This window comes from Bacillus sp. 41-22 (assembly GCF_025809295.1).
GTDB classification, from domain to species: domain Bacteria; phylum Bacillota; class Bacilli; order Bacillales; family Bacillaceae_G; genus Bacillus_A; species Bacillus_A mycoides.
Genome location: NZ_CP084035.1, coordinates 4,800,259 through 4,812,436 on the forward strand (window position 1 = coordinate 4,800,259; position 12,178 = coordinate 4,812,436).

11 protein-coding genes and 1 other annotated feature are annotated in these 12,178 nt (G+C 34.7%); of the genes, 7 read left to right on the plus strand and 4 right to left on the minus strand.

Annotation, left to right across the window (positions count from 1 at the left end; genetic code table 11):
• Nucleotides 1-12: 12 nt before the first annotated feature.
• The 3 genes from LCF45_RS24815 to LCF45_RS24825 form a co-directional block, all read right to left on the minus strand.
• Complete coding sequence (locus LCF45_RS24815; protein ID WP_033713416.1) at nt 13-720, minus strand: DUF3169 family protein; 708 nt, start codon at nt 718-720, stop codon at nt 13-15.
• Nucleotides 710-955, minus strand: a complete 246-nt coding sequence (locus tag LCF45_RS24820) for a helix-turn-helix transcriptional regulator (RefSeq protein WP_002067963.1) — start codon at nt 953-955, stop codon at nt 710-712. Before LCF45_RS24820 ends, LCF45_RS24815 begins: the two co-directional genes overlap by 11 nt.
• A gap of 402 nt (nt 956-1,357) precedes the next feature.
• On the minus strand, nt 1,358-1,972 hold the full coding sequence (locus LCF45_RS24825) for a DedA family protein (RefSeq protein ID WP_002129815.1): 615 nt from the start codon (nt 1,970-1,972) through the stop codon (nt 1,358-1,360).
• Nucleotides 1,973-2,386: 414 nt separating this feature from the next.
• On the opposite strand from LCF45_RS24825, the gene LCF45_RS24830 reads away from it, so the two are divergent.
• The 5 genes from LCF45_RS24830 (at nt 2,387) to LCF45_RS24850 (ending at nt 6,810) form a co-directional block, all read left to right on the plus strand.
• Entirely contained in the window at nt 2,387-2,830 is a 444-nt protein-coding gene (locus LCF45_RS24830) for a DUF3978 family protein (protein WP_002034632.1), read from the plus strand.
• A 30-nt stretch (nt 2,831-2,860) separates the two neighbouring features.
• Entirely contained in the window at nt 2,861-3,322 is a 462-nt protein-coding gene (locus tag LCF45_RS24835) for a L,D-transpeptidase (RefSeq protein WP_002015973.1), read from the plus strand.
• A gap of 364 nt (nt 3,323-3,686) precedes the next feature.
• On the plus strand, nt 3,687-4,352 hold the full coding sequence (locus tag LCF45_RS24840) for a response regulator transcription factor (RefSeq protein WP_000148832.1): 666 nt from the start codon (nt 3,687-3,689) through the stop codon (nt 4,350-4,352).
• Nucleotides 4,330-5,769 (plus strand): sensor histidine kinase, encoded by a 1,440-nt coding sequence (locus LCF45_RS24845; RefSeq protein WP_002129818.1) that lies wholly within the window; start codon nt 4,330-4,332, stop codon nt 5,767-5,769. Before LCF45_RS24840 ends, LCF45_RS24845 begins: the two co-directional genes overlap by 23 nt.
• A gap of 138 nt (nt 5,770-5,907) precedes the next feature.
• Nucleotides 5,908-6,810, plus strand: coding sequence for an EamA family transporter (locus LCF45_RS24850; protein ID WP_002015976.1), 903 nt, complete (start codon nt 5,908-5,910; stop codon nt 6,808-6,810).
• Nucleotides 6,811-7,005: 195 nt separating this feature from the next.
• Here LCF45_RS24850 and metG read toward each other — a convergent pair whose 3' ends face one another.
• Nucleotides 7,006-8,640: a methionine--tRNA ligase gene (gene metG / locus LCF45_RS24855; RefSeq protein WP_263894348.1), complete on the minus strand. Its 1,635-nt coding sequence runs from the start codon at nt 8,638-8,640 to the stop codon at nt 7,006-7,008.
• 50 nt (nt 8,641-8,690) lie between these two features.
• Nucleotides 8,691-8,961, minus strand: a binding site (T-box leader).
• On the opposite strand from metG, the gene LCF45_RS24860 reads away from it, so the two are divergent.
• Both LCF45_RS24860 and LCF45_RS24865 read left to right on the plus strand, forming a co-directional pair.
• Entirely contained in the window at nt 8,925-9,893 is a 969-nt protein-coding gene (locus tag LCF45_RS24860) for a class I SAM-dependent methyltransferase (protein ID WP_142274081.1), read from the plus strand. Its footprint overlaps the feature before it by 37 nt.
• 413 nt (nt 9,894-10,306) lie before the next feature.
• Entirely contained in the window at nt 10,307-12,001 is a 1,695-nt protein-coding gene (locus LCF45_RS24865) for a methyl-accepting chemotaxis protein (RefSeq protein WP_263894349.1), read from the plus strand.
• Nucleotides 12,002-12,178 lie beyond the last annotated feature (177 nt).

A 12,178-nucleotide genomic window follows, 5' to 3' on the forward strand; every position in this document is an offset into this window, starting at 1 on the left:
CTTTTTCTCCCCTTAATAAATCATTTTTCTCTGCATTTCGTACATGAATTTTCCGAGATGCAATATCCAAATAAATGAGATTAAGCCAATTAATACAAAATCGATATCACTAGCCGCTGTATATATAACGGCAGCCCACCATACATATGCCAATATTGTATTCGTAAATTCATATGCTTTATATCCAGCCTCATGCACAATGTGCTTTAATCCTTCATCTGCGTTTTTCGTCCACATTTTCATAGATTCCATATATGTTACACCTTGTTCAGGATATAGCTTATTATAACGATTTTTTGTTATGAGCCCGATAACCACTACAATAGTTAAACAGACAATAGAAGCTACTAAATTCCACACTGCAAATGACACATTTGTATCCTGTAACAGTGCACGTCTACATGTAATAACTGCATATACAAACCATGCCTGCGTAACTATATCACCTACACGTAAATATATACTTATAATGCCTAATTTTCTGCCTTGTACGCTCTCTTCTTCATCGCGTGCCTCCGCTAACATACGTGTATTCTTCCAAGTGTAGTACATCATTAAGATTCCAAAAATAGTACATACACCTATAAATGTATTAGATGATAATTTTCTCGGTTCATTCGAGAGTAAATTTAAAGCTATATAAGATGTTAAAAAGCCACCCATCATACTTAATGCTATTTTCCCCACAAAATCAAATTGTTTTTTTCGTTTACTCTTCATCTTCATCGTCCTCTTCCCCCTCCACCAACATAAATATCTCCTCCACCGGCGCTCCAAAAATTTGTGCGATTTTTAGCGATAACACAATAGATGGTGCATAATCTCCACGCTCAATTAAACTAATGGTTTGCCGTGATGAGCCAATCGCTTTCCCTAAATCCCCTTGTGATAAACGATGCTTTGCTCGAAATTCCCTCACTCGATTTTGAAGCTTCATGTCTTCCCTCTTTTTCATTTATTTAATTAAAATTGTAAATAATATCCTTATCTTTGTCAATTATAATTGTCATTTTGACGTATATACATGTCAAAAACGAATATATATTATACTAAACATAACGTATATAATAATCTTCAAGAACTACATAATTGAGGTCAACGTAAACTTCCTTATTACTGAAAATAGCACCTACCAAGGTTATAGCACTGGCTTTTCTAGTGAATTTAATAAATATGAACCCCTTTCCGAACTAAGTGACGATACGTATGAACTTTCACCTAATAGAACGGGAACGTATTATATACCAGCCACCGGTTACGGTATCGATGGAAAAATAAAAGCAAACTGGAAAATACAATAAAAAAGGCAGTGCTTTTGCACTGCCTCCCTAAAATCTGACATAGAATGGATTCCATATTAACTTGCGTTTTGTAAAAATACTCGTTTTAGTTGCTTGCGGAAACGAACGCTTAACGTAATTGCTACAATGACAATCGCTCCGAAAATGATTTTGCCGATATGATCTCCCAGTAATCCGAAAATATCATGTAAGTTACCACCTAACCAGTAGCCGCCAATTAAGAAGAACGATACCCAGAATAAAGCACCTGAATAAATTGTAATTGCAAAGCGGCGAAACGGTAAGTTAATGATACCTGCAAAGTATCCTGTAAAATGACGTACACCAGGAATGAAGAAGCCAATAAAGATAAGGAAATATCCATATTTATCGAACCACATTCTCGTTAAATCAATTTTTCTTTGTGTTAAAAATACGTACTTCCCGTATTTTTGAACAAAAGGCATACCAAGCTTATTACCTAAAAAGTATTGAATCGTCATTCCTACACTTGTCCCAATAAAGGATAGGATAATTAAAATAGGTAAACTTAGATCACCCTTCTGTGCTAAAAACCCCGCATATGCTAATGTTGGCTCTCCCGGAAACGGAAGTGCAATATATTCTAACAGCAGGCCTACAAGTACTACATAATACCCATATTGCTGAAATAATTCATGAACCCATTCCATGTCATCTCCCCTTTCATTCACGTACAACTTGTTACTATTATTGTATAAAAAAATTGTCGAAATAACTATCACAATAGCTTACATTTTTATTACATTTTTGTAAGGCTCATTCTAAAGTTTTTTGTTCTCTATTTACTTATATCTATTAGCATTTAAAAACAAGCTAACAACTATATATCACGCGAAGGAAATCCATTAATATACATTTTTCATCCAGTTTTTAACTCTCGAAAACCACCTTATTTTGTTCTCTATAAAAAACCACCATAAACTCATATAAACTTCATATTAGCTTCATATACGTATTGTAAGATTATATCGGAATTTGTTGAAAAATTTAGCTAATATATGACTAAACATTAAACTGAATAAATATAAGTCGCTTTTCGAAATTGAAAAAAGGGTGAATAAGAAATGGAAGCTTATAAAATGCACGATTTTATTAATACGAATGTTGAATCTCATCAAAATGAAACCGTTTTTAATTTACAAATATGTGAAACAAATGAATTTGACGTAAGTTTAACAAAATCTACAACGCTGTCTTTTATCGTTTCAAAAAAGAACATTAAGATCGTCACGAGAAAATGGGTTAATTCAAATCAAGAAAGCATGATTGGCAAAAGCTACATCATTCCAACGAAAGCTTTTCACTATTTCTTACCGATTATTTCTGAAACTGAAGATGAACTAAATATTCGAGTTCAAAGTTTTGGACTACATGGTGAGCTTTTATTAAATGAAAGATTACTTATTGATAAAAACAACAAATGTAATACAAAGATTACTACCTTTTTTGAAACATTAGATGAAAATGTCAATCAAGCATTACGAGGTTTACAAATTCATTGTATGTAAGACTACTACAATAAGTAAAAGGAGAATATAATGAAAAAACTATTATTAAGTGCGCTATTATCATTAGGATTTTTAACTCTTCCATTCACTACTGCAGAAGCAGCTACGACGAAAGATCAGCTTATCGTAAACACAAAAATAAATAAAATGGATTATTATCAAGATGGAAAATTCATAAAAAGTTTCACTGTCGCTACTGGAAAAGCAGCAACACCAACACCTAAGGGTACTTTTCAAATCGTAAATAAAATTAAAAACCGTCCTTACTATACAGGAAAAATTAAAGGCGGCGATCCACGTAATCCACTTGGGGACCGCTGGCTCGGATTAAATATGGCAGGAACTTACGGAACAACGTATGCGATTCATGGAACTAACAATAATCAAGCAATCGGGAAAGCAACAACACTTGGTTGTATTCGTATGTTTAACAATGATATTCACTGGTTATTTGAGCGCGTTCAGCAGCAAGCTACTGTCACTGTAAATTAGCCTAAGAACAAGATTTATGTGTAGCCAAGAATTTTATGTCTTGGCTTATTTTATTTATTCATTTACAGTAGCAAAGTAACTGTATTTACATATATAATAAAAATAGATTGCATTCAACATCATCGTAACATTGATAAACATGGATATTAAAATTATACAGTTATAATGTTTTATAAATTTTACAATACATACTATAATAGAACTACTGTAATTCTGAACTATTCAGTGACACTAAACAATCCCCCTTGCTACTTTCATTACTATTTTATAGCGGGGGCTTATTATATGTATAAACAATCTGAGTCATCCGAAAAATGACGAATTCGAATATTGCAGTAAAAAGCGTTATTTAGGAGGTGTTACTATGACGCATATACTGGTGATTGAAGACAACCCAGATATACAAGAACTTATTCGTGAATTTCTAATGGCACAAAACTTTACTGTTGATGTAGTTGGTGCTGGAACAGAAGGCATTCTTCTTTTCCAAAAAAATTCATACGATCTTGTCCTCCTCGATGTAATGTTACCAGATATAGATGGCTATAGTATTTGTAAAATTATGCGAGGACAATCTGATGTACCAATCATTATGTTAACAGGCTTACATAATGAAGAAAGTGAAATTAAAGGATTTGAGTTAGGTATTGATGACTATATTACAAAACCGTTCCATTACACCGTATTTATAAAACGTGTAGAAGCTGTATTAAGAAGGGCAGCAACAAAGGAAGCAGAAGCTGCAACTATACTACAATTCCATGAATTGATGTTAAATTCTACAGCATATGCCGCTTATGTTCATGGTAATCAAATTGAATTGACTACAAAAGAATTTGAAATTATATATACTTTACTGCAAAATCGGGGAAAAGTACTATCAAGAAGTGATTTGTTGAATAAGGTATGGGGCTATGAACATTATGGTGATGTGAGGGTTATAGATACACATATTAAAAACTTACGAAAAAAATTAGAAATTCCTTATATTAAAACGGTGAAAGGCATTGGCTACAAAATCGAATCTTAGCAAAGACAACATCACCAAAAATATATTCATCAAAACCTTATTATTTTGTATTCTATTATCACTTTGTCTTTATCAAATTATTTATTTTCTAGCCTCAAATTACGATAAAGATCGTTTGAAAGCTTCTGGAACGCAAACTGCGGAACAAGCGGAATCAGACAAACAAAACGACCAAAGTAAAACAAAGCAAAATAAAGCTGTGTCAGAGAGTAGCATCTCTAATTTTCAATCTTCTCAAATAGACATGAAAACACTCTCTACAGCCATCAATCATCTTTTGCAGCCTAGCCAAACTGCAAAAGCAAAAGAACATGCACAAAATATTCCGGGGAAAAGTAACACAACGTCTTCACTTACAGAAGCGGAAAAGCAAGTTACTAACAATGATGCCTTACATACACAAAATGCAGCAAGTAAAGCAAATGATACACATGATAATCCAAAGTTAACAGATGTGTTGCAGCAGTTAGCTCCACATATTGGGGCGACAATGCTTGCATTATCTCTGCTTGGATCTTTAATCTACGCAAAAATAATCGCCAAACCTTTCCGATATATGAGCGATGCTTTAAAAGATATTATGAATCTTGATTTCTCAGATAAAAAGCTACTTAACAAAAATATAGATCAAACAGATTTTAATTTGCAAGTAGCTGCCTCACAAGTACCTACTATTGTGAAAAATTTACATGAAAGCAATCAAGATTTAAGAAATGAACTCAAGAAGGAACAACAGTTAGAACAATCTCGTAAAGAATTTATGTCTATGATATCCCATGAATTAAAAACACCAATCGCAGCCGTTATGGGACAACTCGATGGCATGATTCACGGAATTGGCGCTTATAAAGATAGAGATAAATATTTAAAACGTTCATATGAGATGATGCAAGATATTAACATATTAACGGAAAAAGTGTCAGAATTATCCAAAATACAAAACCCTCAATTTAAACCAAATTTAAAAGTTATCTCATTAACTAATATTATTGAGGACGTTATAAAGAAAGTAGATTATTTTGTATCTGTAAAACAATTAAATGTTCAATCTAACATTAAACAAGATGTACAAATTTTAGCTGATCCTAAATTTATGCAAACTGCTATTTTTAACATTATTTCAAATGCAATTCATTATACAATTGACCATCAGCATGTATATATAAAACTTTATGAAAAGCCAAACGGTTACGCATTAGAAGTATTAAATACAGGTTCTCAAATTGATGAAGATAAACTTGCCCATTTATTTGAACCATTCTATCGCGCAAATCCTGACAAACATGGCTTAGTACAAGGTAGTGGTCTTGGGTTATATATTGTAAAACAAATATTAGATAAACATCAGTTTCCTTATGGAATACAAAACACACCTCAAGGTGTAAAATGCTCCATTGTATTCCCAAAAGCAATGTAAAACCTACTCTAATTTCATACCCCAAATTCATACTTCGTATGAATGGCGGAATTTTGTAGAGTATCTTACTCTGTTTCGTTCGCCCGTTATCCTTATTTGGATAGCGGGCGTTTTTTATTATTTAAAAGGAGGATTTTTATGGAGAAGTTTAAGTATTCGTTACTAGTTTTATTCGGTGCTTGTAGCTACGGCGTACTTTCAACTATTTTTAAACTCGGATTCATCGACGGATTTTCCGCACACCAACTACTAGGAGGGCAATATGTCTTCGGATGGATTGGACTACTTTTACTCGTTCTGTTCTTTTCACGTCATAAAGTATCAAAAAAACAATTCTTTTCGTTACTAACAGTCGGCACAACAATGAGTATGACAGGTATTTTCTATGCTATTTCCGTAGAAGAATTGCCAGCCTCTATCGCTGTCGTTTTACTCTTTCAGTTCACTTGGATTGGTGTAGTCATCGAAGCGATTGCCAACCGGACATTCCCAAGCCGTGAGAAAGTTATATCTATTATTATTTTATTTACTGGTACATTGTTTGCTGGTGGAGTATTTGAAGGTCTTGGACAAAACTTTTCTACGAAAGGTATTATTTTCGGACTATTAGCTGCCGTCTCTTTCTCATTCTATGTATTTGTAAGCGGGCGCGTTGCTACAGATGTTCCGCCTTATACGAAAAGCTTTCTTATGACAACGAGTGCTACTCTTATTGTATGCTTATTTTTCCCGCCTACCTTTTTAACGGACGGCGCTTTACAAGCAGGCCTATGGAAATATGCTTTCTTCCTTGGACTGTTCGGGGTTATTATACCTGTCATTTGTTTTTCAATTGGGGTACCAAAAGTCGGAACGGGACTTGGTACAATATTAGGTGCAGCTGAATTACCAACAGCAATTATCGCTTCTATTACACTTGTTCATGAAGTTGTATCGCCAATGCAGTGGATTGGTATTGTGGTTATATTACTCGGTATTTTCACACCACAACTACTTACTGCTAGGAAAGAAAAAAAACATAATCGTGTGCATAGTGCGTGACAACATCAACTTGTATATAAATGTGAATAAAGTTACGATATGTTAAACTTTATTACTACCTTCAAAATAACATATGATATTGCGGCTATTATTCTCGTAATCCTTGCTGTGCTTTTCTTTTTGAAAGATAAGAAAGAGGGTTATACAGCATAACAAAAGACCTTTCATTTATTTGAAAGGTCTTTTCCTTATATTTCACTTTACCGCTCCATATAACTTCTCTACCTCATGTACAATTTGTTTTACATCGATTCGCTCAAATAATGGCTGCACATTATCAATTCGGTTTGGCAACGTATTTTGAGGTTCCCAATTTACTTTAACACTCGATAATGTATTTCTAACTCTTTCACTTGAAAACGGTAAAAATGGTTCAAGCAGTTGTGCAAAGTTTGCTATTAGGTAAACACAATTATAAATTGTTTCCTCACATGAAACTGGGTCGTCTTCTCTTTGTTTCCAAGGCTGCTTTTCATCAAAGTATTTATTTGCAAAGCGTACTGCATCAAATATTGTTTCTAGTGCCACCTTAAATTTAGTTTGTTCAATCGCCTCTCCTACACTTTTATATAATCCTTCTACTTTATCTTTCAGCTCTACATCAATACTTCCCTTCGGTACAGTACCACCATAATATTTTTCAATAAACTTTAATGTCCGGTTCACAAAGTTCCCGTATGCACCTAACAATTCACTATTATGACTGTAAATGAATTCACGCCATGAAAAATCAGTATCACGATTTTCTGGTGCGTTAACTGTTAAAAAGTAACGAATAGAATCGGGATTGTAGCGTTCTAATATGTCAGGCACCCATACTGCCCAGTTTTTACTTGTCGATAATTTTCTTTTTTCTACTGTTAAATACTCATTCGAAACGATATGACGCGGGATCGCTTCTTCTCCTATTCCAAGTAATACCGCTGGCCAAATGATTGAATGAAACGGAATATTATCCTTACCATGTACATAATATGTTTTCGCTTCTTTATCCCAAAACTCTTGATCATCTTTCCCTGTTTCTTCAGCCCAATTTTTACTCGCCGAATAATATCCTGTCACTGCTTCAATCCATACGTAAATTTTCTTATCTTCATATCCTGCCACTGGAATTGGTACCCCAATTGGTAAATCACGTGACACTGCCCTATCTTGTAATCCTTCCTTTAAATATCTCTCTGTTAATTGAATTGCATTGTCGCGCCATGTTCCTTTCTGCTTTGCAATTTCTACGGCCTCTTTAATTTGCTGCTGAAATTTATGCAATGCAAAATAGAAATGCTCTGTTTCCTGTACTGATGGCGTACTACCACATAACTTACATTTCTTTTCTAACAAATCGAGTGGATCTAAAATAGCGGAACAAGCATCGCATTGATCGCCCCTTGCTGCTTCATGACAATGCGGACAAATACCTTCTACATATCGATCCGGTAAAAATTGCGTACACGTTTCGCAATAAGCTTGTTCAACTACTTTTTTATAAATATAACCTTCTTCTAATAGTCGCAAAAAGACTTTTTGAACAGTTTCATGATGATGCTCGCTATCTGTACGTGTATAGCAATCATAAGTAAAACCAAGGCTACGAAAACATCGCTCAAACTCTTCGTGATACTTATCAGCAATTTCTTTCACCGTCACACCGTCTTGCTTTGCTCTAATTGTAATCGGTGTTCCATTACAATCACTTCCTGAAACATACAACACATGCTCACCTTTTGCCCTGTAATAACGTGCTAAAATATCTCCTGGTAACAAACTAGCAATGTGTCCAAGGTGTAACGAACCATTTGCATACGGCCAAGCGCCTCCAATAAAAATACTCATCTTATATTCCTCCTTTAAAATATAAAAAGCCCCGCCCTTATCTTAAAAAAGATAAGGGCGGGGCTGTATAAACAGTCGCGGTACCACCTTATTTCGTCAGTCATTCGCATAACTAACCTTAACAAGTACGGAGCTATATGCTCTTATACTGTGGTTTTGATAACGAGTACCAACTCTCGTCGCCGCCTATTATTATCATTTGATAAGTTCAGGACGAAGCTCAAAGGCCATTGTTCAAATGAATATTCTTGCTTCTTCTCAGCTACCGAAGCTCTCTGGAAAGAATGATTCCATTCTACTTTTCCTTTTCAACGCTTTTATGTATAAAACGTATTTTACGACTTAACAACAGAAAAATCAAACTTTTATTCAAAAAAACAGGAAATCCTACTCATTCACCGAATAACTATACGTTCACAAAAGGAGTGATAAAATTGAATCAAAAACAACTAAGTACTATTAATGAAAAAAGCTGGAACGCAGCTGCTTATGAAGCTTGGACAAATCGCCACGGGGCGCCCGAGGATTATGCGAAAAAGCTCATGGAAGATCCCGTGCGCGAGGTAAATCATTATTTACCTTACATACAATCTCCAAAAGGAAAGCGTATTATTAATTTACTCGGATCAAAAGGAAATAAAGCAGTTGCTCTTGCTCTTTTAGGAGCCGATGTAACAGTTGTAGACATTTCAGCAAGTAATGAAAAATACGCAACCGAACTAGCCGAAGCTGCTGGTGTCTCTATCCAATACATCGTCTCTGATGTACTGGATGTAAATCTTTCCGAATCATTTGATGTCGTATTGCTGGAACTTGGTGTACTTCATTACTTTTTAGATTTAAAACCACTCTTTCAAAAGATTGCTAACTTACTTAAACAAGATGGAATGCTTATCCTTCGTGACTATCATCCTATTTACACTAAATTATTAGGTGTAGATCATCCATCATTTCGGGCCAATGGAAATTATTTCGATGAAGAATTGATTGAAGATGATGTTGCTTATAGCATTCTTCTTACAGAATCGCAGAAAGAATCATTACCGAAGACAAGCATACGCCGCTGGACGTTAGGAGAAATTGTTACAACACTTGCGGAAGAACGTTTTAAAATTGAAAAGCTAGTTGAAGAACACGGGTCTCATCAAAGGTGGGTTTTCCCTTCTACTTCACCCGAAGGAATTGAAGAACGTATACCAGGTCTATACACATTAATTGCGACAACATGCAAAAAAGGATCCCTTCACGGATAGGATCCTTTTTTTGCATGCTTACGCATATAAGTTGAGGTTGGAGATTACCATAATTCTGTAGAATAGGACACAAGATATTTCAACATTCGTCTCTGACTTACGTCGTCAAAAAGGGGTATGACCAACATAACGAAGAGTAATGTTCAGTTGATAGTGATAATCGTTATCAACTAATTAGAAGTATACAGGATGTTATTTCAAATTACAATACCATTTCTGATTTTTATTTATGAATTTTTTGATATACAAATGTATACATTTTAAGAACATTTAATCACATTAATATGCCATATTCCATTATCTGCTATAATTTTCATTGAACAGATTAGTAACTTCTTAATTATGTTTTTATTAGTTTCGTTCTCAATATTTATAAATTACAATAAATAGTTTTTAAAAAGGTAGGGGTAACAATGAAATATGTTAGCATTCGAAAAAAACTACTGTTCACACTCTTAAGCATTTCTTCCTTATTTAGCATTGCTCTTATTGTTATTCTTTCATTCGCGATGAATCAAGCAAGTGAAATCGAAACATTAAAGAATGATGTATCGAAAAGAGCAACGATTTTAAAAGAACGTGGCGATTGGTTCCAAGCGCAAGTCGCTGGTTTACAAGAATATTTACTATCACATGACCAAAAAGGATTGGATAAATTCAACCGGGAAGGAAAAAAACTAGCTGATACTAGGGAGAAAGTAACAAGTGATAAAAAACTCCCAGAAGGAATGAAAGAGGCCATTTTAATGGGAGCAAAATGGCGCAGCGTCGTAGATAATGAAGTCCTCCCTCTTGCACGGGAAGGAAAATGGGATGAAGCATCCAAAATTGCTCTTGCTCAAACAGATTATGTAAATGATCTTTTAAGTCGTTTTACTAAATATGCAAATGAAGAAAATGACAAACGGGACGTATTAATTGCTGACGTAGAGTCTTCTTCATCCCTTATTCAATATATTATTTTCTTCTCACTCATTACATGTACATTAACGTCTATTCTATTGGCATGGTGGTTCTCTGGTAAACTCGTTAAACCGATTCGACAAATTGATGCGAAGTTAAAAGAATTAGCTTCTCAAGATGGCGATTTAACCGCTAGATTACACGTAACGAGTAAAGATGAAATTGGTGACATCGCAAATTCCTTTAATCAAATGCTTGCTAACTTACAGCGTATAATAAAGCAAGTTCAACAAACATCAACAAGTGTAAAAGAAGCTTCTGAAAATGTGTTTATCGAAACAACTGCTTCTATGGAAAATACCGCAAAAACTAAAGAGACTATGAGTGCTCTTGAGCACAATATTCGTTCACAAGTTTCTAGCATTGAAGAAAGTTCAACCGCAATGGATGATATGGCAACGAGTGTTCAGCGCATTGCACAAGCTGCCTCTTCTGCCGCTAGCCTAGCTGTTACAACTTCTGAAAAAGCAGATGATGGAAATAAAGTCATTGAAAAATCTATTACACAAATGCATACAATTAACGAAGCTGTTAACGCTACATCACAAGTGGTAGAGCGACTCATTACACATACGAATCATATTGATACTGCACTTCAATCTATTTCTAATATTGCCGAGCAGACGAATTTGCTCGCTTTAAATGCTTCTATTGAAGCGGCCCGTGCTGGTGAACACGGAAAAGGATTCGCTGTTGTTGCCGATGAAGTACGAAAACTTGCTGAACAATCTCAGCTAGCAGCAAATGACATTAACCATTTACTTCATCAAATTCAAGCGGACACAAAAATAGCAAATGACATGATGACACAAGGTCAGTCAGAAGCTTCTGAAGGAATTACAGTCATTCGTACCGCTGGATCTTCATTCTCAGAAATTGTTAATCACATTAACAATTTCTCTACACAAATACAAGAAATGTCTGCAACTGCTGAAGAAATGGCCGCAAGTTCTGAAGAAATGAATGCAGCTTTAAATAATATCGCTTCTATTTCAAATGAAGTTGCTGCCGAAACATCGAAAACAGCAACTTCAGCTGGTGACCAAGTAAACAAAATGAGTGTCGTTGCTAAAAAATCATCAGAAATGAAAACAATTGTGCAAGAACTTGAAGTGCTCGTTTCTCATTTCAAAACAAATAGTTAAAATGAAAATTTCATTTATACTTCTACGAACTCTAAATTGTTAGAAAGAGCGATTTAGAGTCTCTCTTTTTTCACGCTAAAATATCTCTTTCTATCTCCCATTCTGTCTGCTATAATTCCTAAAGGAAAGAAGAAAGCTTTATTCCAGATGGAGTAAAGCTTTCTTTCAATTTTTTAC

Bases quoted from the DNA above. Each gene is read 5' to 3' on its own strand.
- LCF45_RS24815 (WP_033713416.1), bottom strand. From the start codon at position 720: ATGAAGAGTAAACGAAAAAAACAATTTGATTTTGTGGGGAAAATAGCA.
- LCF45_RS24820 (WP_002067963.1), bottom strand. From the start codon at position 955: ATGAAAAAGAGGGAAGACATGAAGCTTCAAAATCGAGTGAGGGAATTT.
- LCF45_RS24825 (WP_002129815.1), bottom strand. From the start codon at position 1,972: ATGGAATGGGTTCATGAATTATTTCAGCAATATGGGTATTATGTAGTA.
- LCF45_RS24830 (WP_002034632.1), top strand. From the start codon at position 2,387: ATGGAAGCTTATAAAATGCACGATTTTATTAATACGAATGTTGAATCT.
- LCF45_RS24835 (WP_002015973.1), top strand. From the start codon at position 2,861: ATGAAAAAACTATTATTAAGTGCGCTATTATCATTAGGATTTTTAACT.
- LCF45_RS24840 (WP_000148832.1), top strand. From the start codon at position 3,687: ATGACGCATATACTGGTGATTGAAGACAACCCAGATATACAAGAACTT.
- LCF45_RS24850 (WP_002015976.1), top strand. From the start codon at position 5,908: ATGGAGAAGTTTAAGTATTCGTTACTAGTTTTATTCGGTGCTTGTAGC.
- metG (WP_263894348.1), bottom strand. From the start codon at position 8,640: ATGAGTATTTTTATTGGAGGCGCTTGGCCGTATGCAAATGGTTCGTTA.
- LCF45_RS24860 (WP_142274081.1), top strand. From the start codon at position 8,925: ATGATTCCATTCTACTTTTCCTTTTCAACGCTTTTATGTATAAAACGT.
- LCF45_RS24865 (WP_263894349.1), top strand. From the start codon at position 10,307: ATGAAATATGTTAGCATTCGAAAAAAACTACTGTTCACACTCTTAAGC.